The organism is Ruegeria sp. BC1 (assembly GCF_056539305.1).
The window spans coordinates 918,927-943,315 of record NZ_JBQFUT010000001.1 but is presented as its reverse complement, the minus strand read 5'-3'; the positions used below and the strand labels follow the sequence as shown (position 1 = coordinate 943,315).

The 24,389-nt window shown below is 56.7% G+C and carries 26 protein-coding genes; 17 read left to right on the top strand and 9 right to left on the bottom strand.

The window, feature by feature from the left end; translation table 11 throughout:
* Positions 1-32: 32 nt before the first annotated feature.
* The gene (locus tag ACR0IY_RS04720; protein ID WP_170325301.1) at positions 33-371 is read right to left on the bottom strand and encodes a P-II family nitrogen regulator; all 339 of its coding nucleotides are present in this window, start codon (positions 369-371) and stop codon (positions 33-35) included.
* Between the two features lie 169 nt (positions 372-540).
* On the opposite strand from ACR0IY_RS04720, the gene ACR0IY_RS04715 reads away from it, so the two are divergent.
* The 3 genes from ACR0IY_RS04715 (at position 541) to tig (ending at position 5,086) form a co-directional block, all read left to right on the top strand.
* A complete protein-coding gene (locus ACR0IY_RS04715; protein WP_480670733.1) occupies positions 541-2,142 on the top strand; it encodes an NAD(P)H-hydrate dehydratase in 1,602 nt (533 codons plus the stop codon).
* Between the two features lie 303 nt (positions 2,143-2,445).
* Positions 2,446-3,570 carry a porin gene (locus ACR0IY_RS04710; protein WP_480670731.1) on the top strand — a complete coding sequence of 375 codons (1,125 nt, stop codon included), beginning with the start codon at positions 2,446-2,448 and terminating at the stop codon, positions 3,568-3,570.
* A 184-nt stretch (positions 3,571-3,754) separates the two neighbouring features.
* Positions 3,755-5,086, top strand: coding sequence for a trigger factor (gene tig / locus ACR0IY_RS04705; protein WP_480670729.1), 1,332 nt, complete (start codon positions 3,755-3,757; stop codon positions 5,084-5,086).
* Between the two features lie 99 nt (positions 5,087-5,185).
* On the opposite strand, the gene ACR0IY_RS04700 is transcribed toward tig, so the two are convergent.
* From ACR0IY_RS04700 to rpsF, 6 genes are all read right to left on the bottom strand, one after another.
* On the bottom strand, positions 5,186-6,040 hold the full coding sequence (locus ACR0IY_RS04700; RefSeq protein ID WP_480670727.1) for an acyl-homoserine-lactone synthase: 855 nt from the start codon (positions 6,038-6,040) through the stop codon (positions 5,186-5,188).
* Between the two features lie 108 nt (positions 6,041-6,148).
* Positions 6,149-6,850: a LuxR family transcriptional regulator gene (locus ACR0IY_RS04695; RefSeq protein WP_480670725.1), complete on the bottom strand. Its 702-nt coding sequence runs from the start codon at positions 6,848-6,850 to the stop codon at positions 6,149-6,151.
* Between the two features lie 230 nt (positions 6,851-7,080).
* The gene (locus ACR0IY_RS04690; protein WP_480670723.1) at positions 7,081-7,560 is read right to left on the bottom strand and encodes a transglycosylase SLT domain-containing protein; all 480 of its coding nucleotides are present in this window, start codon (positions 7,558-7,560) and stop codon (positions 7,081-7,083) included.
* 151 nt (positions 7,561-7,711) lie between these two features.
* Positions 7,712-8,332, bottom strand: coding sequence for a 50S ribosomal protein L9 (gene rplI, locus ACR0IY_RS04685; protein WP_480670721.1), 621 nt, complete (start codon positions 8,330-8,332; stop codon positions 7,712-7,714).
* 12 nt (positions 8,333-8,344) lie between these two features.
* Complete coding sequence (rpsR, locus tag ACR0IY_RS04680; protein WP_005608650.1) at positions 8,345-8,572, bottom strand: 30S ribosomal protein S18; 228 nt, start codon at positions 8,570-8,572, stop codon at positions 8,345-8,347.
* Positions 8,573-8,599: 27 nt separating this feature from the next.
* On the bottom strand, positions 8,600-8,953 hold the full coding sequence (rpsF, locus tag ACR0IY_RS04675; RefSeq protein ID WP_170349078.1) for a 30S ribosomal protein S6: 354 nt from the start codon (positions 8,951-8,953) through the stop codon (positions 8,600-8,602).
* A gap of 284 nt (positions 8,954-9,237) precedes the next feature.
* On the opposite strand from rpsF, the gene ACR0IY_RS04670 reads away from it, so the two are divergent.
* Positions 9,238-9,756, top strand: coding sequence for a hypothetical protein (locus tag ACR0IY_RS04670; RefSeq protein ID WP_480670720.1), 519 nt, complete (start codon positions 9,238-9,240; stop codon positions 9,754-9,756).
* Between the two features lie 126 nt (positions 9,757-9,882).
* Entirely contained in the window at positions 9,883-10,455 is a 573-nt protein-coding gene (locus ACR0IY_RS04665) for a YceI family protein (protein ID WP_480670718.1), read from the top strand.
* A 57-nt stretch (positions 10,456-10,512) separates the two neighbouring features.
* Here the strand turns inward: ACR0IY_RS04665 and ACR0IY_RS04660 are convergent, their stop codons facing one another.
* A complete protein-coding gene (locus tag ACR0IY_RS04660) occupies positions 10,513-11,739 on the bottom strand; it encodes a cytochrome b/b6 domain-containing protein (RefSeq protein ID WP_480670716.1) in 1,227 nt (408 codons plus the stop codon).
* A 169-nt stretch (positions 11,740-11,908) separates the two neighbouring features.
* Here ACR0IY_RS04660 and fabD point away from each other — a divergent pair, with 169 nt between their 5' ends.
* The 7 genes from fabD to mltG all read left to right on the top strand — a co-directional run bounded on the left by fabD (position 11,909) and on the right by mltG (position 18,242).
* Entirely contained in the window at positions 11,909-12,847 is a 939-nt protein-coding gene (fabD, locus tag ACR0IY_RS04655) for an ACP S-malonyltransferase (RefSeq protein ID WP_480670715.1), read from the top strand.
* A 42-nt stretch (positions 12,848-12,889) separates the two neighbouring features.
* The gene (gene fabG / locus ACR0IY_RS04650; protein WP_480670713.1) at positions 12,890-13,627 is read left to right on the top strand and encodes a 3-oxoacyl-[acyl-carrier-protein] reductase; all 738 of its coding nucleotides are present in this window, start codon (positions 12,890-12,892) and stop codon (positions 13,625-13,627) included.
* Between the two features lie 209 nt (positions 13,628-13,836).
* A complete protein-coding gene (locus tag ACR0IY_RS04645; protein ID WP_008756330.1) occupies positions 13,837-14,070 on the top strand; it encodes an acyl carrier protein in 234 nt (77 codons plus the stop codon).
* A 139-nt stretch (positions 14,071-14,209) separates the two neighbouring features.
* Positions 14,210-14,749 (top strand): GNAT family N-acetyltransferase, encoded by a 540-nt coding sequence (locus ACR0IY_RS04640; protein ID WP_480670711.1) that lies wholly within the window; start codon positions 14,210-14,212, stop codon positions 14,747-14,749.
* A 119-nt stretch (positions 14,750-14,868) separates the two neighbouring features.
* On the top strand, positions 14,869-15,612 hold the full coding sequence (locus ACR0IY_RS04635) for a 1-(5-phosphoribosyl)-5-[(5-phosphoribosylamino)methylideneamino]imidazole-4-carboxamide isomerase (RefSeq protein ID WP_480670709.1): 744 nt from the start codon (positions 14,869-14,871) through the stop codon (positions 15,610-15,612).
* 203 nt (positions 15,613-15,815) lie between these two features.
* Positions 15,816-17,081, top strand: coding sequence for a beta-ketoacyl-ACP synthase II (fabF, locus tag ACR0IY_RS04630; protein ID WP_480670707.1), 1,266 nt, complete (start codon positions 15,816-15,818; stop codon positions 17,079-17,081).
* Positions 17,082-18,242 carry an endolytic transglycosylase MltG gene (gene mltG, locus ACR0IY_RS04625; protein WP_480670705.1) on the top strand — a complete coding sequence of 387 codons (1,161 nt, stop codon included), beginning with the start codon at positions 17,082-17,084 and terminating at the stop codon, positions 18,240-18,242.
* A gap of 41 nt (positions 18,243-18,283) precedes the next feature.
* On the opposite strand, the gene ACR0IY_RS04620 is transcribed toward mltG, so the two are convergent.
* Positions 18,284-19,546, bottom strand: coding sequence for a DEAD/DEAH box helicase (locus tag ACR0IY_RS04620; protein WP_480670703.1), 1,263 nt, complete (start codon positions 19,544-19,546; stop codon positions 18,284-18,286).
* A gap of 700 nt (positions 19,547-20,246) precedes the next feature.
* Between ACR0IY_RS04620 and ACR0IY_RS04615 the strand changes: the two genes are divergently transcribed.
* The 5 genes from ACR0IY_RS04615 to ACR0IY_RS04595 all read left to right on the top strand — a co-directional run bounded on the left by ACR0IY_RS04615 (position 20,247) and on the right by ACR0IY_RS04595 (position 24,374).
* Entirely contained in the window at positions 20,247-21,617 is a 1,371-nt protein-coding gene (locus tag ACR0IY_RS04615) for a DNA-packaging protein (protein ID WP_480671143.1), read from the top strand.
* 125 nt (positions 21,618-21,742) lie between these two features.
* Positions 21,743-22,276, top strand: a complete 534-nt coding sequence (locus tag ACR0IY_RS04610) for a luciferase domain-containing protein (RefSeq protein WP_480670701.1) — start codon at positions 21,743-21,745, stop codon at positions 22,274-22,276.
* 154 nt (positions 22,277-22,430) lie between these two features.
* The gene (locus ACR0IY_RS04605) at positions 22,431-23,591 is read left to right on the top strand and encodes a phage portal protein (RefSeq protein ID WP_480670699.1); all 1,161 of its coding nucleotides are present in this window, start codon (positions 22,431-22,433) and stop codon (positions 23,589-23,591) included.
* The gene (locus ACR0IY_RS04600) at positions 23,584-23,802 is read left to right on the top strand and encodes a GTA head formation protein, RCAP_rcc01685 family (protein WP_170489631.1); all 219 of its coding nucleotides are present in this window, start codon (positions 23,584-23,586) and stop codon (positions 23,800-23,802) included. The genes ACR0IY_RS04605 and ACR0IY_RS04600 overlap by 8 nt, the downstream gene beginning before the upstream one ends.
* Before the next feature lie 26 nt (positions 23,803-23,828).
* Positions 23,829-24,374 carry an HK97 family phage prohead protease gene (locus ACR0IY_RS04595; protein ID WP_480670697.1) on the top strand — a complete coding sequence of 182 codons (546 nt, stop codon included), beginning with the start codon at positions 23,829-23,831 and terminating at the stop codon, positions 24,372-24,374.
* The last annotated feature ends 15 nt before the right edge of the window (positions 24,375-24,389 follow it).

Sequence of the window (24,389 nt, the reverse complement as noted above, 5' to 3'; positions counted from 1 at the left end):
CTTGATTCCTCTGAATTGAAGATTTGGTCTTGTTACAGTGCTTCCGAGCCGGTCTCGCCGGTACGGATGCGAATGGCTTGTTCAACGGGTGAGACAAAAATCTTGCCGTCGCCGATTTTGTCTGTTTTTGCAGCGGATACGATAGCTTCGATTGCGGCATCGACCTGATCGTCGTCCAGCACAACCTCGACCTTCACCTTGGGCAGAAAGTCGACCACGTATTCCGCGCCGCGATAGAGTTCGGTGTGACCTTTCTGACGGCCAAAACCCTTTACCTCGATCACGCTCAGGCCCTGGACACCCACGTCCTGTAGCGCCTCTTTCACTTCGTCCAGTTTGAACGGCTTGATGATCGCTTCGATCTTCTTCATCCCGGGCTCCCTTTAACGCTTGTCAGGATGGCACTGACCACGTCTAAGATCGGGCGGCAATGTGATTGCGGAAAAGGCCGTGCGGCGGTGCGGAGAAAATAGGCGCTGGATGAAATTTTGATCGAGTTGCACAAAAAGTAATCGGAATTGAATCGCCAGGGGGTTTTGTATGACGGAATTACTGACTGCTGCACAAATGCGAGCCATCGAACAGGCCGTGATTGAGTCTGGTGAAGTAACCGGGCTGGAGCTCATGGAGCGGGCCGGGCGGGGCGTTGTCGAGGCGATTATTGAAGAGTGGCCGGAACTGGCAAAATCGCCTGGTCGGGCTGTGGTTCTGTGCGGACCGGGGAACAATGGGGGTGATGGTTTCGTTGTCGCGCGGCTGTTGAAAGAACAGGGTTGGGAGGTGGAGGTTTTTCTGTATGGGGATCCAGAGAAGCTGCCGCCAGATGCGCGTGTGAATTACGAGAGGTGGCTGGAAAGAGGAGAAGTGCATCCGCCTTTAGACCTGTCAACTAATGAGCGTCTCGATCTAATGGATGTTTTTGTAGCATCCGCTGTGCCGGTCGTCTTCATCGATGCCGTGTTCGGTACAGGGCTGTCCAAGCCATTGCAGGACAATATTTCAGGGTTCGATTTAGTTCTTCAAAACCTAGTTTCGCATGAGAATGTCAAACGCGTGGCCGTCGATGTTCCGTCCGGAACATGTTCCGATAGCGGAAAGTCGATTGGGTGCAGCTATCATGCCGAACTGGTGGTTACATTTCATGCAAATAAAGTTGGTCAGTTTCTTTCAGAAGGTGTTCAGGCCTGTAAAAAGGTTGTCGTCAAATCGATTGGTCTTGAAAGGGATGTTTCCCTTGGGAGTGGCTTTGATTTGGTGCGGTTGGCTGAGGTCAATCTGAATGCCGACGGTTATATATCCGCTGATCCACGTGAACTCATCAAATTCGAGCAAGGCCACAAATACACTCACGGTCACGCATTTATCCTGTCTGGCGGTGCTGGTAAAACCGGGGCCGCACGACTGGCCGCGCGGGGGGCTTTGCGGATCGGGGCGGGGCTGGTGACGCTTGGGGTGCCTCCGGCAGCACAGATGGAGGTTGCGGCGCAGGTGACGGCAGTCATGTTGCGTCGGGTTGAGGGCGCGGAAGGTTTGTCGGAAATTTTGTCGGATGAACGATTGAATGCTTTGTGCGTTGGTCCCGGCATGGGAACAGGGCACGTGCGTGACTTGATGTCGACTGTTTTGGCCACAGGGCGGTCGACGGTTCTGGATGCGGATGCCCTGACTGCCTATGCAGATGATCCCGCAGAGTTATTCGGGATGCTGCACGAGAAATGCGTTCTGACTCCGCATGGTGGCGAATTTGCACGACTATTCCCGGACATTGCCGAACAACTGAACGCAGTTCCCACCAAAGGTCCGGCCTACTCCAAGGTTGACGCAACGCGTGAGGCGGCGAAGCGGGCAGGGTGCGTAGTTCTTTTCAAGGGGCCGGATACGGTGATCGCTGCGCCGGACGGGCGGTGCTCGATCAACGCGGCGTTTTATGAACGCGCGGCTCCGTGGCTGGCGACGGCTGGTGCGGGCGACGTACTGGCGGGGTTTATCACGGGGTTGCTGGCGCGCGGGTTTGACACGATGCAAGCGGCGGAAACAGCGGCCTGGTTGCATGTGGAATGCGCGCGCAGTTTTGGGCCGGGCCTTATTGCGGAAGATTTGCCTGAACAGTTGCCCAAAGTCCTTCAGAGCCTGGAGTGCTGAAGCTTAGGCGGAAAACAGCCGCTTTCTGCTGCGGTAGGCGGGAAATGGCTGCAAAAAATGCAGTAATTCAAATGTATGTTTTGTAAGGCGTGAGTCAGAGTGTCAGACTTGGCCCAGATGCCTCTGGTGTCTTCTGGGGCATTGTGCTCAATGTGTTGAAATAAATGTGATTTAGTTTTTGCCGATTTGAGCCGTAAGGCAAAAACTCGAAGACTGAATTGATCGGTTCAATGGGTGTTGGAACTGTCGCTCTAGGTCGATTGGTTAACAGTTTCCAATGCCGAATTACTAATGGTGAGAAAAATGACAGTGAAGATGAGAATCCCGTCAGTTGCCGCAGCGCTGGTTGTGACGACGGCAATTCCAGCTGCAGCAGAGTTGAAATACGAAAACAACAGCGGTGGTTATGTCCTGCTATATGGACAGTTGAGCCCTGCGTTGATCTCGGTGGATGACGGGCAGGAAACGGATACACGGGTTCTGGACAACGATTTGTCCAACAGCCGTGTGGGCCTGCGTTTGATGCAACCGTACGGAGCCAATGAGTTTACGTTCCGTTTCGAAACCGCATTGGGTCTGCCCAATTCGACGGAATGGAATCAGCTGGGTACCGATTTCAGTGGGTGGACACGGGAAGACATTCGCCATGTCGACTTTGCACTAAAGGGCAGCTACGGCAAGTTTTCGGCTGGTCAGGGCAGCATGGTGTCTGATGGGGCTGCGGAAACTGATCTCTCGTTTGTTGGGAACGCTCTTTATTCGTTTACCAACGATGAGAACTCGGGCTTTTTCTACCGCGAAACAAACGGCTTTCTGAGTGGGATTACCGTTGGTGACAGCAGCAGCAACTTTGATGGTGCGCGTCGTGGGCGAATTCGTTACGATACGCCTGATTTCAATGGGTTCTCGGCCGGTTTTTCTTATGGTGAGAACATTCTGTCCAGCAGCGACGATGACACCTATTACGATGTTGGCGTGTTCTACTCGAACACCTTTGCCGGTGGTATCGAATTTGCGGCAAGTGCGGCTTACGCGGTGCGGGACCGCGACGACAATTCAGGTGATCGCAACGACACGATCGGGTCGGCTTCGGTCCTATTGCCCAGCGGGTTGGGTTTCACGGTTGCCGCCGGTACGCGTGACGATGAACAATCCGGCGCGAGCGATCCGAATTACTGGTACGGTAAGATTTCGTACGAGGGTGACTGGATTTCCTGGGGTAAGACCGGGGTCGGGATCGACTATTACAACGGCGCAGATTTCAACACAGACGGATCGAGTACGGACGCCTGGGGCATTGCGGTTGTGCAAAAGGTCGAAGCCATCAACACGGATGTCTATCTGAAATATCGCAACCACGATTTCGACGATGGCACCTCTTTTGACAATAACGAAGCCTGGGTGTTGGGTGCCCGCTGGCGGTTCTGATTGAATTCCTTAAGAACCAAACACGCCCCGGACCTTTCCGGGGCGTTTTTTTTGTTCAAATCGACGGCAAAACAAGGCTGATCCGGGCTTTGCCCCTTGCACGCGGACGGCAGGGCAAATAGAAGGCGTCAAATTTGCCCGGCGCGCCGTTTTGCGCGCCCCGAATCCTATGGGGACTACCATAATGCAGGTTACCGAGACGCTGAACGAAGGTCTGAAACGCGGCTACAACATCATCGTTTCCGCGGCTGAGCTAGACGACAAAGTGAACGAGAAACTGGTCGAAGCGCAGCCTGAAATCGAGATGAAGGGTTTCCGCAAAGGCAAAGTGCCGATGGCGCTGCTGAAAAAGCAGTTTGGTCAGCGCCTGCTGGGCGAAGCTATGCAAGAGTCCATCGACGGTGCGATGAACAAGCATTTTGAAGACAGCGGTGAGCGCCCAGCTTTGCAGCCCGAGGTCAAGATGACCAATGAGGACTGGAAAGAAGGCGACGATGTCGAAGTTGCGATGTCGTACGAAGCTCTGCCGGTAATCCCCGAAGTCGACCTGAAATCGGTTGAGCTGGAAAAGCTGGTTGTCAAAGCGGACGATGCCGCCGTCGAAGAAGCGCTGAACAACTTGGCCGAAACCGCGCAGGACTTTAAAGCCCGCCGCAAAGGTTCGAAAGCCAAGGACGGCGATCAGATCGTATTCGACTTTGTTGGCAAGGTTGATGGCGAAGAGTTCGAAGGCGGTTCGGCGGAAGATTACCCGCTGGTTCTGGGCTCCAACAGCTTTATCCCCGGCTTTGAAGAGCAGCTGGTTGGCGTAAAAGCTGAAGAAGTCAAAGACGTCAACGTTACCTTCCCCGAAGAGTACGGTGCCGAGCATCTGGCCGGTAAAGACGCTGTTTTCACCTGTACTGTGAAAGAGGTGAAAGAGCCCGTCGCTGCCGAGGTCAACGATGAGCTGGCCACCAAATTCGGTGCCGAAGATCTGGCCGCGCTGAAAGGTCAAATCGCTGAGCGTCTGGAAGCGGAATACGCCGGTGCATCGCGCGCGGTTATGAAGCGCGCGCTGCTGGACGTACTTGACGAGAAAGTCTCGTTCGATCTGCCGCCGTCGCTGGTTGAAGCAGAAGCCAAGCAGATCGCACACCAGCTGTGGCACGAAGAAAACCCGGAAGTGGAAGGCCACGACCACGCAGAGATCGAGCCCACCGACGAACACAACAAGCTGGCCGAACGCCGCGTGCGTCTGGGCCTGCTGCTGGCTGAGCTGGGTCAGAAGGCCGAGGTCGAAGTGACCGACTCTGAGATGACACAAGCGATCATGAACCAGGCGCGTCAGTACCCGGGTCAAGAACGTCAGTTCTTTGAGTTTGTGCAACAGAACGCTCAGATGCAGCAGCAGCTGCGTGCGCCGATCTTCGAAGACAAGGTCATCGACTACATTGTCGAGCTGGCGCAGGTTGCAGACAAAGAAGTCAGCAAAGACGATCTGGAAAAAGCCGTTGAGGCGCTGGAAGAGGAATAATCCTCTTCCGCCCATCCTCGCATGGGCACACCAAAAAACGGAGCCGTCTTTAAGTAGACGGCTCCGTGTGGGTGGCTTTTAACTTATGAGGTGAGGGGGTCAGGCCTCATGAGCAAAAGCACGGGGGGTTCTTAGTAGAGCGATCTTCTGCTCTGGCGTGAAGGTATCGGAAAGTGCTTCGATCAGCTTCAGGACAGCCTGCCTTTCCTCTTCGTTGCGCGCAGAATGCATCTGCTCAACGAAGTATTTCTCAAGATCCGAAAGCGGTTTGTGATCCCGGTTGGCCGGGTTCAGATTGGCTGCCTTTTTCGCTTCGAACATCTCCAGCGCAGCGTCTTCGTCGATAAAGACGTCCTCGTGGATATTCGCAAACTCACGAAGCCCTGAAATACGCTCTTCTGTGCAGTCTAGCAGAGCGGCCAACGCGGGGACTTTGCCCATCGGCACTGTCTTTCCGACATAGTCATATGGGGCGCAGTTCGACCGTTTCAGGACCCGATCCATGACAGGATCAATCACCGTTATGATATCTTGAATGCCCGCACTGCGTGCATATTCAAGCGAGCCGATCATAAGTTCGCAGGTGGCGTAAGAGACTGAGTTCTTCTCCTTCCCGCGCGACAGGCGTTGCGTATCGACGCAGAAGCGGGTCGATTCCCACATTGTTGCACTTCGGATAGGTGCTTCGCCGTCCAAGATCGCATGAAAAACATCCGCCAACATGTGCGGGCCGGTGGTCTGAAGGGCACGCACGGCTGCGACGACATTCCCCCCGTCGTCGAGTCCAATCACGTAGGCCGGGTCCAGATGATCGAAATCGTCGATTTCCTTGCCATCTTCGATGTTAACGTCCCATCCGAGGCGCCCTCCGAAGACACGCGCGCGCAACTCGAACATTTCGTCAAGAACTTCGCTGAACAGATGCCTGTTCAGCCCATCTACCACGATGATCATTTCTTCCCCCTTCGAGTGGTTATTCGGTACTTCAAAGGTTACCGGTGTGGGGAAGATTTTCTATTGGGGGTTTCCCGTATTTTGACGGGGTTTTGGGCAATTTTTTGTTCAACCAGGCGTAATTAACCCGATCGCAATTGCACGTCCGACGGCCTGAGGCGTGGTCAACGCGCTAAGTTTTTCGCGACTCGACCGCAGATGCACTTCGACCGTACGGTGTGAAATAGACAGAATGTCGCCGATATCCTGCTGAGACTTTCCGGCTGCGACCCACTGCAATATCTCAGCCTCGCGCGTTGACAGGGTGGGGTGGTAAAGCGCGCTTGAAGTGGCCTCAGACGTTACAACCGAGTCATGAATGTGCACGGCCATGGATTGCAGGTCAGAGATGACATTGGGGACCAGTTTCTTCCACTCATCCTTGCTGCAATCTCTGGTCGCGCTCAGCAGGCCAATGTCACCATAGGGGCCTCGGACGGGAATAGTAATGCCCTGATCCGGGAGTCCAAAGTCATGCGCATCGCGAAAAACCCTTTGAAATTCAGGGCTTCTTTCAAGGCGGCTCCAATCGACGGGGGCGATGCTGCGTCGGCTCATGTGCAGGGTTGGGTCAATCATGATCAGACCCTGTTTCTGATAATGTTCCTTCCAGTCATCGCCGTAAGTCACATAGCCCGAGACTTTGCCCGCTGCTGGGTTCATGCCCGCGTATGCTGCATGATCCATGTCGTGCTTTTCGCAAACCTGCCGCAGAAACTCGGTGTACCGAGTTTCTGAATCTGGAAGGGTACTCAGATCGACAATTTCCATACTGCTTATACCAACAGTCCTCTGCTACCAGGTCGACTGCATATTCATCCCCGTGAAGGGATCAATTCGACCCCATCTGACCTAACGTCAAAAAGCACATCACATTTTGGGTAATATGACAAGGTGACCTACTAATTGTCTGCGCATTTTCGAGCACGTAATGAGTAACACTGCATAATTGCCACTATTTGCGCACAATGAGTTTTGATGTGTCTCGGCTGAACGTAGTATTATTGAGCTGCAACCAGCCCTGTTTCGACCAACATTCCGCGGGCTTTGGCCTCGGGGTAGTAGCCTTTGGCATATAGGAAGATTGCGCGCTTTTGATCGCCATCTGACAACAGCCATGCGCCACGCAAATATTTGCCGGCGAATTCAAGGTTTGTGTCTGCGTCCAGCAACCCTTTGGCATTGCCTGTATACCCCATGGAGCGGGCGGTAGCGGGCAGGATTTGCAGCAAGCCATAGTAGGGGCGGTTTACAGCCCAGGGGCGGTGCGTGCTTTCGCGGATAGCCAGCTTGTGGACCAACTCGCGTGGTAAATCATAGTGATCCGCCCAATGGTTGATTGATGCACGCAGTTCCGGCGTTTCGTTGGGATAGAGTGGGGGATCGAAAGCGGCCTGTGACGCTGTATCTGGCCCGCCGCAGGCAGCAAAGGGGGCTATCAGCAGCATGGTCAGGACGCTGCGGCGCAGGAATGATGTCATAACTAAACTCCGACTTTCAGGCCGCGATGATAGGAAATGGCGTGCCGGCTGCAACCATAGGTCTGAATTCTGGCTGAATTTTGCCCGTTTGAGATGCGCATGAAAAAAGGCCGCACAAATTGTGCGGCCTTCAACGTACAGCTTAGCCAAATCAGGCTTTGGCTTCGTCTTCTTCAACTGGAGCTTCTTCGGCTACCAGTTCTTCATCTTCAGATGCGGCAGAACCGATATCGTCGAACAGCTCGGCGATTTCGAATTCGGCAGCGGCTTCTTCTTCAGCAGCCAGTTCTTGGATCGATTTGCCCGACGCCTGCAGTTCGGCTTCTTCTTCCGAACGGGCAACGTTCATTTTGATCTCGACTTCGACCTCGGGGTGCAGTTTCACAGCGACAGTGTGCAGGCCCAGTTCTTTGATCGGAGCGATCAGAACGATCTGCTTCTTGTCGACGGTGAACCCTGCCTCGGTGGCGGCGTCTGCGGCGTCACGCGGGGTGACCGAGCCGTACAGCGCGCCAGCATCCGATGCCGAGCGAATCACGATGAACTGCTGACCGTCCAGCTTTTCAGCCAGGGCTTCAGCTTCTTTCTTGGTTTCCAGGTTGCGGGCCTCAAGCTGGGCTTTCTGGGCTTCGAACGAGGCGATGTTGGCCTCGGACGCGCTCAGCGCTTTGCCTTGGGGCAGCAGGAAGTTGCGGGCGTAGCCGGGCTTGACGTCAACGACGTCGCCCATCTGACCCAGTTTCGCAACGCGTTCCAGAAGGATAACTTGCATGTCAGTCTCTCCTTACTTCACGGCGTAGGGCAGCAGAGCGAGGAAGCGGGCGCGCTTGATAGCACGGGCCAGTTCACGCTGCTTCTTCGCCGAAACGGCGGTGATGCGCGAAGGTACGATCTTGCCACGCTCAGAGATGTAGCGCTGCAGCAGACGAGTGTCTTTATAGTCGATTTTCGGTGCGTTCTCACCCGAGAACGGGCAGACCTTGCGGCGGCGGAAAAATGGTTTTGCGGCCATGGTTTATGTCCTTTCGTCAGGCGTTGATCAACGGCGCTCGCGGCGGCCTTCGCGCTCGTCGCGCTTCTGCATCTGGACCGAAGGGCCCTCGGCGTGCTCGTCAACCTTGATGGTCAGAACGCGCATAACGTCGTCATGCAGGCGCATCAGGCGCTCCATTTCCTGAACGGCGCCAGCTGGGGCGTCGGTCTTCAGGAAGGAATAGTGGCCTTTGCGGTTTTTGTTGATCTTGTAGGCCATCGTCTTGACACCCCAGTACTCGCTTTCGACGACGTTGCCGCCGTTGTCAGCCAGAACGGTGCCGAAATGTTCGACGAGGCTCTCTGCCTGCGCGTTGGACAGGTCCTGACGCGCGATCATTACATGCTCATACAGTGGCATGTGCACTCCTGTTTCTATCAAGGCGCATTTCATAGGCGGGGCCGTTTCGTCCTTCGCGACCCTGCCACGAGAGGCTGCGCGATTCATCTAATTTGCGAAGGATGGCCCCATATACACGTTTGAGCGCCAAGGACAAGACCTGCCGCACATGCCTTTGTGAAGTCGTGCTATTTCCTTTGCGTTGCCTAATTCCTGACGCTTTTCGGCTCAAAGTTGTTTTGCATACCGGGGACTATCCGAACAGCCGGAACCCAAGACGGCAACCTGAGAACAGGGCGAAAAAAATGACTGCGATTAACACGAATACCTTCGAAGAGTCCGCAAATACCGCGAACTATGAGAAATCTGTACCAGTATTGATCACCTTCGCACCAAACTGGAAAGTCAGAATGGTTCTGGCCCGTGTCGTGGGCGCTTTTCTGATTGTCATGGCCTTTTCTATGTGGCTGGTGCCGGGGTCGGCGATGGCCACCGAAGTGTGGCCGATCAAGCTGGCCGCATCGCTGATGTTCTTGCTGGTAGGCGTCAGCCTGCTGACGATTCAGATCCTTGATGCTCGTCCGGACGCCTATTTTGATCCGATCCGACGTGAGGTCCGGGTTCTGCAAAAGAATGAAAACGGACGCCCGCAAACTGTTTTGCGCCGCAGCTATGAAACCCTCGGCGGTGCCCGCTTTGCCGATGATCAGGTTGAATTGTTTGATGTCGATGGCAGCCTTCTGATGAAGCTGCCGCTGCAATCGGCGGATGTCAGCCGAGCGCTGAAGGGGCAACTGAGCGGAAGTGTAACAATCTTTGCCTGATTTTTATTCTGTTCAAAAAAGAACAGAAATTGTGAGAGAATGAGACTTGTGTGCCGCCCTAGGGCGGCACATTTTCTTGTTTGAGCAACCCAATTGGTTTGCATCCACAACATTTTGGAGATTGTCATGAAATCCACACTCCTTGCTGCTGCACTGGTCGTAACGGCGACCTCGGCATTTGCCAGCGCCGAGAAATACGTTTTGGACCCAAGCCACAGCCAGGTCGTTTTTGACTACAACCACCTGGGCTTTTCGACCACAACAGGCATGTTTTCGGGCTTTGAAGGCGAGATCATGTTTGATCAGGAAAACCCTGCTGCGTCGAGCGTCTCGGTATCTATGCCGGTTGTTGAGATGTTCACCGGATGGAAACCGCGCGAAGATCACTTCATGACCGAGGATTTCTTTGGTGTAACCGAAGGAGACCTGATTACTTTCACCTCGACCGCTATCGAAGTCACTGGCGAAAACACTGCCAACATCACAGGCGATCTGACCATGAATGGCGTGACCAAATCTGTTGTACTAGATGCCAAGCTGAACCAGGTTGCGGATCACCCGATGGCGAACAAGCCCTGGGCGGGTTTCGACGCGACCACCACGCTGGTCCGCAGCGAATTCGACCTAGGTCAGTTCGCACCTTTCGTCAGCGATGAGGTCCAGGTTCGAATCTCGATCGAGGCGCAAAAAGCCGAGTAACTCAGTTTCGACTGTTTGAAATGATACCGCCGGGGTGTTTGACCCCGGCGGATTTTTTTATTCAGCGCGCTTGGCTGTTAGATTAACTGATACAGTCACCGCAAAGGCCAGGGAATCTTCAGCGGGCATGGATTTGCCAACGTCAAAATCCAGCCTGTTCAATTCCAACCCTCCGGACATCGTGGCAATATCGTCCTGTATCTCAAGATCAAATGGCAGCACGACATCAACGGTCTTGTCGCGGATCGTCAGAGGACCACGAGCCTCGTAACCGGTGTCCGTCTTGAACAGGTCAGCCTTGAACTGAGCGGTTGGGAATTGGGTTCCATCAAAGAAATCTGCGCCCATGGCCTGATCCGTGACCGTTCCCAAGCTCAGTGAAGCAATGGCAATCGTCACCTCCACCGTTCCGGCAAGTCCGGGTTCGGCGGGATCTTCGAACGCGATTGCGGCGGTCCAGTCAGCGAATTGCCCTGAGACAGGACTGCCCAATTGGGTGATGGTTATGGCTAGGGTGCCGTCTTGCACCTGCCAGTCCGATTGCACTTCGGTCAACTCCGCCGTGTCGGTGGCGGCCGGTGAATGATGCGAGAACACCCCGATGGACCACCCTCCGATCAGCACTGCGGCCCAGACAACTAGGGCGGAGATGGCAGGAAGAGCAGAGTGGTGCTGTTCTGGCGGCTCAGGCGCGTCCGATGCACCGGGCAGCATTCGGCGAAGTGTGCGGTCCCTGTCCAAGACATGGTGCTTGAGTGCGCCAGCGATATGAAGAGTTAACGAACCTGCCAGTGTCCAGACGAACAGCCAGTGCAGCCCGGCAGTGATCTCGGCCAGATACGCTGATTTCGGTACAAAAGGCAGGTTTTGGCCAAAGGGCCAGAGGATCGGGGCAAAGCCCTCGGCCGCTGCGTGGTGCACCCAACCTGAGAGAGGTACAAATACAAGCGAGCCATAGAGCAGCCAGTGAACCGTTTCGGCCGCAAAAGCCTCGGGTTTGTTGTCGGCGTTCAACAGCCCAGGTTTGGTTTGCGTCCAAGCCCACAGAATGCGAGCCAATGCAACAAAGAACACTGTGACGCCGACTGTTTTATGCAGCGAGAACAAACGCGCCGCACGCGCGATGTCATCTTCGGTTGTCGCGATGGCGGGATCATAGATTGCGTGGGCCAGATCATTGGCAATCCAACCCAGCGGCAGGGCGGTGAAAATCAAAAGAGCCGTCAGCCAGTGAAACGTTTTCGTTACACTGCCGTAGCTTGAAAAAGTATTGGTCTTCGACATCGGACGCTCCGGGAAGGGATGTTTTGATCAACCTAAAGGCATGGGGGCAGGACACAATAGCGTGCTGTGCACAGTAAGAGTGCCACAGTGCAGACTACAGGCCCTACTTGTGCCGCGCCCCGTGTCGGTTTACACCCCGCCGCAACCTAACGTCATCCATGAGGTTGTAATGACACGCGCGTTCGTTTTCCCTGGGCAGGGTGCCCAAACAATCGGAATGGGCAAAGCTCTGGCCGAGGCATACCCCGCTGCTCAGGCCGTCTTTGATGAGGTGGACGAAGCGCTGGGCGAAAAACTGAGCGGCTTGATCTGGGGCGGCGAGATTGAAGAACTGACTCTCACGCAGAATGCGCAGCCGGCGCTGATGGCGACCTCAATGGCGGCCTTGCGCGCGCTGGAGGCTGAAGGGGTATCCGTAACAGACGCCGCGTTTGTTGCCGGACATTCACTGGGTGAGTATTCGGCGCTGGCTGCGGCTGGCACATTGTCGATAGCCGACACCGCGCGCCTGCTGCGGACCCGTGGGCAGGCGATGCAAAGTGCGGTTCCCGTCGGTGAGGGTGCAATGGCCGCTATTCTGGGCTTGGATCTTGAGGCCGTTCGTGCCGTCGCAGATGAGGCTGCGCAGGGTGCGGTGTGTCAGGCTGCGAACGACAATGACCCAACGCAGGTCGTTGTATCCGGGACCAAGGCCGCCGTTGAACGCGCGGCAGAAATCGCCAAAGAGAAAGGTGCCAAACGTGCGGTGATGCTGCCGGTTAGCGCTCCGTTCCATTGTGCATTGATGCAGCCTGCCGCTGATGTGATGGCTGACGCGCTGGCCAACGTTGAAATTAATGCGCCCGCCGTGCCACTGGTGGCCAATGTGCGTGCAGAGGCCGTTACAGACCCCGACATGATCCGGCAATTGCTTGTCGAGCAGGTTACCGGTGCGGTTCGTTGGCGCGAGAGCGTACAGTACATGGCTGCACAAGGTGTCACCGAGACTTGGGAAATCGGTGCGGGCAAGGCGCTGTCGGGCATGATCCGTAAGATCGACCGAGCAATTGCGGGCAAGGCTGTGGGCACTCCTGAAGATGTTAAAAAGGCCGTTCAGGCCGAATCGTAAGCTCAAAACACGTCTTAGCTGACGCACCAAGAGGGAAACCGAATGTTTGATTTGACAGGTAAGAACGCGCTGGTCACGGGTGCGTCCGGGGGTATCGGGGGCGGCATCGCGCGTGCTCTGCACGGCGCGGGTGCAACGGTTGGGCTGTCCGGCACACGGGTCGAGCCGCTGCAGGCACTGGCGGACGAACTGGGCGAACGTGCCCATGTCCTTCCCTGCAACCTGAGCGATTCCGAGGCGGTAGCGGCGCTGCCGAAACAAGCGGCCGAAGCGATGGGTTCGGTCGATATTCTGGTCAACAATGCTGGGATCACCCGTGACAACTTGTTCATGCGCATGTCCGATGACGAATGGCAAAGCGTGATCGACGTCAACATGACCGCAACCATGAAATTGTGCAAAGGCGTTATTCGCGGCATGATGAAGGCTCGTTGGGGCCGGATCGTGAATATCTCGTCTGTCGTAGGTGCGATTGGTAATCCGGGGCAGGCAAACTATGCTGCATCCAAGGCGGGAATGGTGGGCTTTTCCAAGGCGTTAGCGCACGAAGTTGCCTCGCGCGGGATCACTGTAAACGCGGTCGCCCCAGGCTTTATCACCACGGCGATGACTGAAAAGCTGACCGACGATCAGAAGGCTGGTTTGCTGCAACAGGTTCCGGCCGGTCGCATGGGTGAGCCAACCGAGATCGCGGCGGCAGTTCTGTACCTTTCCAGCCCCGAGGCAGGTTATGTTACCGGAAGCACCTTGCATGTTAACGGCGGTATGGCCATGTTGTGAGCGCGGATCAAGGCGGGTGCGAAAGCGTTTGCCTTGGGTGTCGTCTGTGCTATAGGCGGCACATGAATGCAGGGGTCGACCGGGTGGTCGACCTTCTACTTTCCCGGTCAACCGGGACCCAAACCGCCCGGACCGGGCAAATCAAAGCCAGCCTGAGCGGGCAAGGGCAGAACCGGGCACTACGCCCTGAAATGGAATGAGGAATAGTCATGAGCGACGTCGCAGATCGCGTTAAAAAGATCGTTGTTGAGCACCTGGGTGTTGAAGAAGACAAAGTAGCAGAAAACGCTTCCTTCATCGACGATCTGGGCGCAGACAGCCTGGACACTGTTGAGCTGGTTATGGCTTTCGAAGAAGAGTTCGGCATCGAAATCCCTGATGACGCAGCCGAAACCATCCAGACCTTTGGCGACGCCGTCAAATTCATCTCCGAAGCCTCCTAATCGCTTCGAAATCAGTAAAAGCGGCGCTTCCGGGCAACGGAGGCGCCGTTTTTTCATGTCTGCTTGGGATTCAGGCTTGCCAGGTGCGAAAATCACTCGCAACTATTTACCAGAGGCAAAATTCCGAGCGGGTTAGGGCATGATAAGATCCACCCCGATGATAAACACGGCACGCTTGACGCTGTGCGCCATGCGGCCCGAGGATTTCAACCGGTTCGCCGAAATCTGGCGTAACCCATGTATCGTTCGACACATTGGCGGGAAACCGAGGTCGCGAGGAGAAGCGTGGGATTCCTTTTTGCGAAACGCCGGGCATTGGCAGATGGCCGGCTTTGGTCAATGGGCCGTAGTACAGCAATCGAATCGACAGATGATCGGCCAGGCGGGATTTTTCTATGGCAATCGTGCGATCGGTGAGGATTTCGACAGTTTCCCCGAAGCTGGATGGATACTGGTGCCCGAGGCTCAGGGTCAGGGGTTGGGTCTGGAAGCTGCTCAGGCGGCGCATGATTGGTTTGACCGAATTATGCCAGGCCCCTTGGTTGCAATGGTGAATTTGGCAAATTCGACGTCACAGAAACTGGCCGAAAAGTTGGGTTACGTCGCTATGCGCGAATGCGACTACAACGACACTCCGGTCGTGTTGTTGCGTAGGAACGGACCTCCGCGGCGGGCGTAATTCCTTTTTCGGCGATGCCGCAAAATGTTCTCAGTTTGCCGAAACTGGTAATATCCAGGGTCAGTCCGGCGTGTATGATATAGTGGATTTGCATTGCGATTGAGCGGAGGAACGGGCTCATGAGGATTTACCCCACTATGGAACTGCAAAACGGCCGGTGTGTGACATTGGACAAAGGCCGTTTGGACAATGCCATGATCTGGCATGTGGACCCGGTTGAAACAGCGCGCAGCTGGTCGGCCGCTGGGGCTGAGTGGATGCAGTTGACGGATTTCGATGCGATTGAGGGCCGCGATACCAATGCCGAACTGGTGGAAGAGATCATCCGCTCGGCCGAGATGCCAGTTCAGTTGGCCGGTGGTATGCGCAGCCGCGAACAAATCGAACATTGGATCGACAAAGGGGCAGGGCGGATTGTCGTCGGCACACTTGCGGCAAGAGACCCGCACCTTGTTAAGGAACTTGCCAAGTTCTATCCGGATCAGATCGTTTTGGCGGTGGATGTCTGGCAGGGCTTTGTCATGACCGAAGGGTGGCGCAGCCAGAGCGCGTTTACGCCGGAGGCATTCATTGACGCCTTTGCAGACACTCCTTTTGCCGGAATTTTGGTGACGGATATCGACAGCGATATGGAAGATGTCGAAGCGCAGCTGGGTTTGATTTCGGGCTTGTCGGAAAAGTCCCGCACCCCGATCATTGCCAGCGGTGTGGTGCGTACTGCGGACGATATATCTCGGTTGGCGTATATCCCCAACATTTCCGGCGCGATTGTCGGACGGGCACTGTTCCGCAAGTCGCTGAGCCTGGAGGAAGCTCTGGAAGTGGCGAAAGCCGCGCATGAACCAGTGGCGCAGTTCCAATAATTAGTTAGCAATGTGAAAACCGCCTTTTGCCCCCGTTGGCAGAAGGCGGTTTTCCGTTTCAATCTCTTCCGAGCAGCGGCACACAGTATTTCTTTCGGTTTAGGCAAGATGATGCTGGAAGGGAATGGGTCGTTGCTCTTGCCCCCGGACCCCGGGCCGGGGTATTAGCGTTTCTCAAACAGGAAGCAGGCAAGAGGCATTTCATGCGCAGAGTCGTTGTAACCGGTCTTGGATTGGTCACTCCTTTGGCCAGTGGGGTCGAGGAAACCTGGTCACGGCTGCTGGACGGAGAATCCGGTGCGGGCCCAATCACTCATTTCGATGCCGAAGCAAGCGGGGTCACTACGACCTACGCCTGCGAAGTGCCACGTGGTGACGGAACCAATGGGACGTTCAATCCCGACGATTGGATGCCGCCAAAAGAACAGCGCAAGATTGAGGATTTCATCCTGTATTCCATCGCGGCGGCGGAAATGGCCTGCAAGGACGCGAACTGGTTGCCGGAAGATGAGGAAGACCGTCTGCGGACAGGTGTTCTGATTGGTTCGGGTATCGGTGGTCTGGGCTCGATTGCCAACACCGCTAATCTGATCCGCGACAAAGGCCCGCGCCGTGTATCGCCGTTCTTTATTCCAGGTGCTCTGATCAACCTGGCGTCCGGCCAAGTGTCCATCCGCCACGGTTTCAAGGGACCGAACCACTCGGTGGTGACGGCCTGTTCGACCGGTGCCCATGCTATAGGCGACGCCAGCCGCATCATCCGCGCTGGTGACGCTGACGTCATGATTGCTGGCGGAGGTGAAGGCTGTATTTGCGAGATCGGTATTGCAGGCTTTAACGCATGCAAGGCGTTGTCGACCAAATATGCAGACGATCCGAAGAAAGCGAGTCGCCCTTATGATGTGGACCGTGATGGTTTCGTCATGGGTGAAGGCGCAGGCATCGTGGTTCTTGAAGAATATGAACATGCTAAGGCGCGTGGCGCGAAGATTTATGCGGAAGTTCTGGGTTACGGTATGTCAGGCGATGCGTACCACATCACTGCGCCGTCCGAGGATGGAGATGGCGCTGAACGGTCGATGAAAGCTGCGCTGCGCAGTGCCGGGCTGGAGCCGACGGATCTGGACTATATCAACGCGCATGGCACTTCGACCATGGCGGATACGATTGAACTAGGCGCTGTGGAACGCCTGCTGGGCGACCATGCGGGCAACGCGACCATGACCTCGACCAAATCGGCCACGGGGCACCTGTTGGGGGCAGCCGGTGCAATCGAGGCGATCTTCTCGATCCTTGCAATTCGGGATCAGGTTGCTCCGCCAACGATCAATCTGGACAATCCGGCGGTTGAAACGCCGATTGATCTGGCTCCGAACGCAAAGCGCGAGCGTGAGATCAACGTGGCGCTTTCGAACTCGTTCGGATTCGGCGGCACCAATGCCAGCGTGATCTTCGGGAAGGTCAGTTAAATGTGGCGGGCCATTGCATCGAACGCGCTGACCATCCTGGTGGTTGGCCTGTTTCTGATCGGCGGCCTGATCCTTTGGGGGCAGTCGCAGTACAAGTCCGAAGGCCCATTGGAAAACGCTGTGTGCCTGCAGGTGAAAAGCGGTTCGAACATGACGCGGGTCAGCCAGCAGTTGGAAGATGACGGAGCCATTAGCAGCGCTCTGATCTTCAGGCTTGGTGCGGACTACACCGAAAAGTCGCAGCAGTTGAAGGCAGGCAGTTTTCTAGTCCGCGAAGGCGCGTCGATGAAGCAGATCATCGATGAGATCACCAGCAGCGGTGCCAGCACGTGCGGGTCCGAGATTGAGTATCGCATTGGTGTAACTCGTGTTCAGACTCGCGTGCGGGAATTGGATCCGGCCACATTGGATTTTGTTGAAATTGCCAGCTTCGAAGCGGGTGAAGATGAGACCCCGGCCGAGTATACTGAAAAGCGTCAGGATGCTGACACACGGTATCGTGTATCGGTTGCCGAGGGTGTGACCTCGTGGCAGGTGGCCGAAGCACTGAAGGGGATTGATGCGCTGACGGGCGAAGTGGCAGAAATTCCGGCCGAGGGTATGCTGGCGCCAGACAGCTACGAGTTGACCGAGGGTGACGACCGAACTGCGATCTTGCAGGACATGCAGAATAAGCAGCAATTGCGCATCAATGCAGTTTGGGAAAACCGTCAGGACGATCTTCCCATCAGTAGCCCGGAAGAAATGCTGATCCTTGCGTCGATCATCGAAAAGGAAACGGGTGTCCCGCATGAACGTGGTCAGGTTGCCAGCGTTTTCGTAAATCGTCTTGAGCAGGGGATGAAGCTGCAGACAGACCCGACCGTGATCTATGGTGTCACCAAGGGTCAGGGCGTGCTGGGACGTGGGTTGCGTAGGAGTGAGCTGCGCAGGGCAACGCCTTGGAATACCTATGTGATTGATGGGTTGCCGCCGACGCCAATTGCTAATCCCGGATTGGCAAGCCTTGAGGCTGCCGTGGCGCCGGAAGAAACAAACTATGTTTTCTTTGTCGCGGATGGAACGGGCGGGCATGCCTTTGCAGAGACGCTTCAGGAGCATAATCGCAACGTCGCCAAGTGGCGCGAGATTGAGGCCGAACGACAAAGCTCTGGCAACTAAGAAAAAGGGCCGCGTTACAAAACGCGGCCCTTCTTTTTTTCTTATGCAGCGGGACGCCTGCGAGGCCGACGACGCTTGGACGTTCCAGGTTTTGAGGCTGCGTTCGCCGCCTGAGGCTTTGGCCCACGCCCACGGAAACCGCCGCGATTCCGCGGTTTCTTGGGTTCCGCGACTTCGGGCATGGTTCCGCTTGCCACCGGAATTTCGATTTTCATCAACTTCTGAATCTGCCGGAGCTGATCCAATTCGTCCGGTGCGCAGAACGCGATACCTTCACCTTCTCGTCCCGCACGGGCGGTTCGACCGATACGGTGAACATAGTTATCGGGAACCTCGGGCAAGTCATAGTTGATCACATAGGCCACTCCGGGGATATCAATGCCTCGCGCGGCCACGTCGGTGGCGACCAGAACGTTGATTTCGCCAGCGCGAAAGGCCTTGATGGCACGGTCTCGCTGACCCTGGCTTTTATTCCCGTGGATTGAAGCCGCGTTATAACCGTCAGCCACAAGGCCCTTCATCAGCTTTTCTGCGCCGTGTTTCGTGCGGGCGAAGACCAATGTCAGAGCATCCATATCGGCCGAGAGGATTTCACGCAGTTTCTTAGGCTTTTCAGGCTTGGCGAGGAAATGGACGGATTGCGTGATCTTGTCTGCCGCTTTGCCCGGAGGCGACACCTGCACCCTCTGAGGGTTGTTCAGATAGGCTTGGCTGAGCTCCTCCATCTGTTTTGGCATGGTAGCAGAAAACAGCATGGTCTGGCGTGGTGTTCCAAGTTGTGGTGCGATTTTGCGAAGGGCGTGAATAAAGCCCATATCCAGCATCTGATCCGCTTCGTCCAGTACCAGATGACGAACAGAGCTGAGATCGACCGCTCCGCGTTCCATTAGGTCGATCAGGCGCCCTGGTGTGGCCACCAGAATGTCGGTGCCGCGTGACAGGAACGAGATCTGCTTCCCGATCGATTGACCGCCAACGACCGTAGCAACGCGCAGCTTTGTCTTTTGGGTCAGGTTACGTAGGCTCTCGGCGATCTGGTTCACCAACTCGCGGGTAGGCGCTAGGATCAGGGCCTTGACCGTTTTGGGGGCCGGTTTACCCGGTTGCGCCAGAAGGTGGTCGATCAGCGGCAGACCGAAGGCCAGCGTCTTGCCGGTTCCGGTCTGCGCTAAGCCGAGGACATCATGTCCTTGCAGCGCAAGCGGGATCGCTTTGTTCTGAATCGGAGTGGGCTGGGTGAAATTGGCGCGTTTCAGAGCGTCATTCAGGGCTGGGGCGAGGCCCAGCATATCAAAATCGAACAAATAACTATCCTTTAGTGCCCTTGCATCAGCGCAGGGGCAGTTCATAATGGGCCGCTTCAGCGACCGGCGGGGTTACGGCGAGACCTCAGGATGGGCAGGCGGGTCCTGCGTCATCCGGTCTTCGCGTCAAGAACCCTGCGTGAATGGGAACTGGTGGGGTAGGGCGCTGTAGGGACCGTTGATGCCCTTATGCTCACGCGGCAGCGCTTTGTTGTTGTGGGCACATGATGGGTATCGGGGTAAATGTCAAGCTTAGGGAGTCGCAATGATTACCACACCGCCCGCCTTGCGTTGCGTCTGTGTTGCGTAACGCATTGACTTTGCGTACTTTATGCCGTATTGATAATGTCATGCTAGAAGAAGTGGGCAACGGCCCCGGGGTGACCCGGCGGCCGTTTTTCGTTTCTCTCGTGCGGAAAAACTCACGCATGAGGTCAATACGCAAACATGACTTTGATTACCCCGGAGGAGCGGATTTCTCAGACGGCAGACTTACTGCAGTCGCTGGAGGCATCCATTCGCGATTTGCGCAAAGCAGCAGAAGAACTGCGCAGGCAGATCGGAGCCGGGGAGGATGCAGATCTTGCTGGTTCAACCAAGCAACTTGGTCAGTTAGAGGGGCTGATCCGAAGTTGTCAAAAAGTGGAGACAAGCTTTGTCGAACAACATCACAGACAAGCCGGAATCGCCCAAGGGGGGTATGCGCTCGACCTTGAGCGCGCTCGATTTGAAATCGGGTGCAGGCTGGCTCGCCTCCGCCGATGTTGCGGTTCGGAACAGGTTTCTGAGTGAGATCGGGGAGGGGGGGCTGTGTGCCCTCCCTTTCCTGTTTGAGTTCTGGGCGCTGCCGCATCAGTTACCGCCCGAGGGCGATTGGCGGTCCTGGGTCATCATGGGCGGGCGTGGGGCCGGCAAAACGCGGGCCGGGGCCGAATGGGTGCGGTCGATGGTTGAAGGGGCGAAACCGTTGGATCGCGGCGAGGCCGGCCGTGTGGCGTTGGTGGGTGAGACATTCGATCAGGTGCGGGATGTGATGATCTTTGGCGATAGTGGGATACTCCAGTGTTCACCGCCGGATCGTCGCCCCGCGTGGAAGGCTTCGGAACGAAAACTGATCTGGCCCAACGGGGCCGAGGCGCAGGCGTTTTCGGCGCATGATCCCGAGGGGCTGCGCGGGCCGCAGTTCGATGCGGCCTGGGTGGATGAGTTGGCCAAGTGGAAAAAGGCGGGCGAGACCTGGGATATGCTGCAATTTGCGCTGCGGTTGGGGGATCGGCCTCGGGTCTGTGTGACGACCACGCCGCGCAATGTTAAGGTTTTAAAGGAGTTGCTTTCGTCACCCTCCACTGTGCAGACCCATGCACCGACCGAGGCGAACCGGGCCAATCTGGCGGACTCTTTTCTGGAAGAGGTGCGCGCACGCTATGCAGGCACGCGGCTGGGGCGACAGGAGTTGGACGGGGTGCTGCTTTCGGATGCTGAGGGCGCTCTGTGGACCGGTTCGATGCTGGAGGCGGCGCGCTGTGCGCAGGTGCCCGTGTTGGATCGGATCGTGGTGGCGCTGGACCCGGCGGTTACGGCGGGGGCGGATGCGGATGCCTGCGGGATTGTGGTTGTGGGCGCGCAGCTACAGGGGCCAGCAGAGGAGTGGCGCGCCTATGTGCTGGCTGACCGGACGGTGCAGGGCGCGGGTCCGGCGGGTTGGGCGCAGGCGGCGATTGACGCGATGGATGAATTCGGGGCCGAACGGCTGGTGGCCGAGGTCAATCAGGGCGGGCAACTGGTGGAAGAGGTGGTGCGGCAGGTGGACCCTCTGGTCCCATATCGGGCGGTGCGGGCCTCACGCGGCAAGGTCGCGCGGGCTGAGCCTGTGGCGGCATTGTACGAGCAGGGGCGGGTGCGCCATGTGGCCGGGCTGGACGCGCTGGAGGAGCAGATGTGCCAGATGACCGCGTGCGGGTTCGAGGGGCAGGGCTCGCCCGACCGGGTCGACGCGCTGGTCTGGGCGCTGCATGAGTTGGTTGTGGGGCCTGCGGGGGCGTATCGGCGGCCGAGGGTGCGGAGTTTGTAGTTGAACCTGGGCAAGAGGCCAAATTATCAATTGATTATGATAAGAAATCTGACCGTGTGCTGCTCCTGAGGGAGTGTTGCTTTACACTGCACCTGATGAGACTATTGCCTTACGGAGGCAAAGCCATGAACATCCGGAGAATATTTCTAGGCAACATTATTGCGGCCGTGATTGTTGTCGTAGGCAGTCCGGTTGCAGCGCAAATCGCTGCATTGCCAGATCGGCTGTCGCCAATTCCGAAAACGACAGATGGCGTTCCTCATGTCCAGATTGGGGTTGAGGCGATTCCCGAGCTAACCGAAGACCTCCTAAGACGCGTCGACGAAATTCCTGACGTGGAAATTCGTGAGACTGTTGTCTCGCTGCCCGGAGCCAAGGGGTTCTGGTTGTCAGACAACCTTCCACTGAAGCATCCGGAAGTGATTGTTGGAGGTCGGGAGTTTGCTCATGTGCATCCTGACGGCTCACTCCATGCATCTTTGGATCCCAAAACAGCGCAGCTCGCGATAGATGCAGGCTGGGCCGTTGCTCACCCTTGGTCGCAAAAACGGCCGGGATGGGAAGGCTTTGTGATGATTTTCACTCCTTCCTCGCAGGACGAGCTTGATGTGGTTTTCATGTTGGTTCTGGACTCGTACAACTATGTGGTCGGAAGGTGATTTCGGGATATATACCACCTTGTGGTGAATTGGATTGTTTCCGGTCACCTCAGTGTTGCCCAACCCCCGTACGCCCCATTCCCAAGCCTTAAACTTTTTTCCCTCATAACTCCTTTCAACAAGCCGGGCAGAGCGGCGGCAGAAAGGAGCACAGATGGTATTCGATTTCTTGCGTCGTGGATCGGCTGGCGAGGCACCCGAGGCAAAGGCGAGCGCAGCGGGACCTGTTGTGGCGTGGCAGACGGGCGGGCGCGTGGCGTGGAGCCCTCGGGATACGGTGTCGCTGACGCGGACGGGGTTCTCGGGGAACCCAGTGGGGTTTCGCTCGGTCAAACTGATTGCCGAGGCGGCGGCGGCGTTGCCTTTGGTGCTGCAGGATCAGGCGCAGCGGTATGACGCGCATCCGATCCTGTCCCTCATGCGCCGTCCGAATGCGGCGCAGGGGCGGGCGGAGTTGATGGAGGCTCTGTTTGGGCAACTGTTGCTGTCTGGCAATGCTTATGTCGAGGCAGTTCAGGCCGACGAGGGGTTGCCGGTTGAGCTACATGTTCTGCGCTCGGATCGCATGAGCGTGGTGCCGGGGGCCGATGGCTGGCCCAAGGCGTATGATTACGCTGTGGGCGGTAAGAAGCACCGGTTTGCGGCGGAAAACATCTGCCATATCAAGTCGTTCCATCCTCAGGATGATCACTATGGGTTCTCGCCGATGCAGGCGGCGGCGATGGCCATTGATGTGCATAACAGCGCGTCTCGGTGGTCGAAATCGCTGTTGGATAATGCGGCGCGGCCTTCGGGGGCGCTGGTGTGGAATGGCGATGGCCATGGAGTGATGGCCGAGGATCAGTTCCGTCGGCTTTCAGACGAGATCGAGCAGAACTATCGCGGAGCGCGCAATGCGGGGCGACCGATGGTTCTGGAAGGGGGGCTGGATTGGAAACCGATGGGGTTCTCGCCTTCGGACATGGAGTTTCAAAAGACCAAGGAAGCCGCTGCCCGCGAGATCGCGCTGGCCTTTGGGGTCCCGCCGATGCTGCTGGGAATCCAGGGTGACGCGACCTATTCGAACTATCAGGAGGCCAATCGGGCGTTCTATCGCCTGACCGTTCTGCCCCTGGTGACGCGGGTGGCGGCGGCGGTGTCGGAATGGCTGACGGGCTTCACCGGCGAGGAATTGGTGCTGAAGCCCGATCTGGATCAGGTGCCTGCACTGTCTGCTGAACGCGACGCGCAATGGGCGCGGGTCAACCGGGCCGATTTCCTGACGGATGCCGAAAAGCGCGCGCTACTGGGGCTGCCGGAGCGTGCCGATGTCTGACGGGTATCCTCCGTTTGAATGCGCGCCGGGCCTGCGCTTGGCCGCGCATGAGCGGGTGGCCGAGATCCAGCATGCGCATTTGTGCAGGCGGTTGGATCAGATCGAAGAAATGATGGAGAGGCTGGAGAAGCGATTGTGGCTGACGGTCTATGGCGTGGTGGCGGTGATCCTAGCGCAGGCGTTTCAATCTATCTTGGTGGTAACGCCATGAATTCAGTGGGTTGCATGGAGAAGTTCATGGATTTGGAACATAAGTTTGCGCGGTTTGGCGACAAGCTTTCCGTGACTGAGGACGCGGTAATCGAAGGCTATGCCAGCCTGTTTGGGCAAGTTGATCAAGGTCGTGACGTGGTACAGCGCGGGGCTTATCGAACCTCGCTTGATGGGCTGGAAAATGCAGGTCGGCGGGTCAAGATGCTGTGGCAGCACGACCCGGCGCAGCCCATCGGCGTCTGGGATGAGGTCTGCGAAGACGACAAGGGATTGTGGGTCAAAGGGCGTCTCTTGGAGGCCACGCAGAAGGGCCGCGAGGCAGCGGAACTGATCCGGGCGGGCGCGATGGATGGTCTGTCTATTGGTTATCGTACTAAGCGGGCTATTAAAAATGACAAGGGCCAGCGGGTCCTGACTGAACTGGAGCTGTGGGAGGTGTCGCTTGTGACCTTCCCAATGCTGCCCAGTGCGCGGGTGACGGCAAAGGGGACGACCCTGGATACCGAAGACACCCTGCGCAGTATTGCCGAGGCGTTCAACGATGCCCGGCAGGAGCTGGCGCGGACCTAGCGCGCCTCAAACCTC

Coding starts and splice junctions, on each gene's coding strand:
- ACR0IY_RS04710 (WP_480670731.1), top strand. CDS start 2,446: ATGACAGTGAAGATGAGAATCCCGTCAGTTGCCGCAGCGCTGGTTGTG.
- ACR0IY_RS04665 (WP_480670718.1), top strand. CDS start 9,883: ATGAAATCCACACTCCTTGCTGCTGCACTGGTCGTAACGGCGACCTCG.
- rpsR (WP_005608650.1), bottom strand. CDS start 8,572: ATGGCCGCAAAACCATTTTTCCGCCGCCGCAAGGTCTGCCCGTTCTCG.
- rpsF (WP_170349078.1), bottom strand. CDS start 8,953: ATGCCACTGTATGAGCATGTAATGATCGCGCGTCAGGACCTGTCCAAC.
- ACR0IY_RS04700 (WP_480670727.1), bottom strand. CDS start 6,040: ATGATCATCGTGGTAGATGGGCTGAACAGGCATCTGTTCAGCGAAGTT.
- ACR0IY_RS04595 (WP_480670697.1), top strand. CDS start 23,829: ATGGATTTGGAACATAAGTTTGCGCGGTTTGGCGACAAGCTTTCCGTG.
- ACR0IY_RS04615 (WP_480671143.1), top strand. CDS start 20,247: ATGCGCTCGACCTTGAGCGCGCTCGATTTGAAATCGGGTGCAGGCTGG.
- ACR0IY_RS04720 (WP_170325301.1), bottom strand. CDS start 371: ATGAAGAAGATCGAAGCGATCATCAAGCCGTTCAAACTGGACGAAGTG.
- ACR0IY_RS04690 (WP_480670723.1), bottom strand. CDS start 7,560: ATGACATCATTCCTGCGCCGCAGCGTCCTGACCATGCTGCTGATAGCC.
- fabD (WP_480670715.1), top strand. CDS start 11,909: ATGACACGCGCGTTCGTTTTCCCTGGGCAGGGTGCCCAAACAATCGGA.
- ACR0IY_RS04600 (WP_170489631.1), top strand. CDS start 23,584: ATGTCTGACGGGTATCCTCCGTTTGAATGCGCGCCGGGCCTGCGCTTG.
- ACR0IY_RS04635 (WP_480670709.1), top strand. CDS start 14,869: ATGAGGATTTACCCCACTATGGAACTGCAAAACGGCCGGTGTGTGACA.
- ACR0IY_RS04670 (WP_480670720.1), top strand. CDS start 9,238: ATGACTGCGATTAACACGAATACCTTCGAAGAGTCCGCAAATACCGCG.
- ACR0IY_RS04640 (WP_480670711.1), top strand. CDS start 14,210: ATGATAAGATCCACCCCGATGATAAACACGGCACGCTTGACGCTGTGC.
- fabG (WP_480670713.1), top strand. CDS start 12,890: ATGTTTGATTTGACAGGTAAGAACGCGCTGGTCACGGGTGCGTCCGGG.
- ACR0IY_RS04605 (WP_480670699.1), top strand. CDS start 22,431: ATGGTATTCGATTTCTTGCGTCGTGGATCGGCTGGCGAGGCACCCGAG.
- ACR0IY_RS04695 (WP_480670725.1), bottom strand. CDS start 6,850: ATGGAAATTGTCGATCTGAGTACCCTTCCAGATTCAGAAACTCGGTAC.
- mltG (WP_480670705.1), top strand. CDS start 17,082: ATGTGGCGGGCCATTGCATCGAACGCGCTGACCATCCTGGTGGTTGGC.
- ACR0IY_RS04645 (WP_008756330.1), top strand. CDS start 13,837: ATGAGCGACGTCGCAGATCGCGTTAAAAAGATCGTTGTTGAGCACCTG.
- tig (WP_480670729.1), top strand. CDS start 3,755: ATGCAGGTTACCGAGACGCTGAACGAAGGTCTGAAACGCGGCTACAAC.
- ACR0IY_RS04715 (WP_480670733.1), top strand. CDS start 541: ATGACGGAATTACTGACTGCTGCACAAATGCGAGCCATCGAACAGGCC.
- ACR0IY_RS04610 (WP_480670701.1), top strand. CDS start 21,743: ATGAACATCCGGAGAATATTTCTAGGCAACATTATTGCGGCCGTGATT.
- fabF (WP_480670707.1), top strand. CDS start 15,816: ATGCGCAGAGTCGTTGTAACCGGTCTTGGATTGGTCACTCCTTTGGCC.
- rplI (WP_480670721.1), bottom strand. CDS start 8,332: ATGCAAGTTATCCTTCTGGAACGCGTTGCGAAACTGGGTCAGATGGGC.
- ACR0IY_RS04660 (WP_480670716.1), bottom strand. CDS start 11,739: ATGTCGAAGACCAATACTTTTTCAAGCTACGGCAGTGTAACGAAAACG.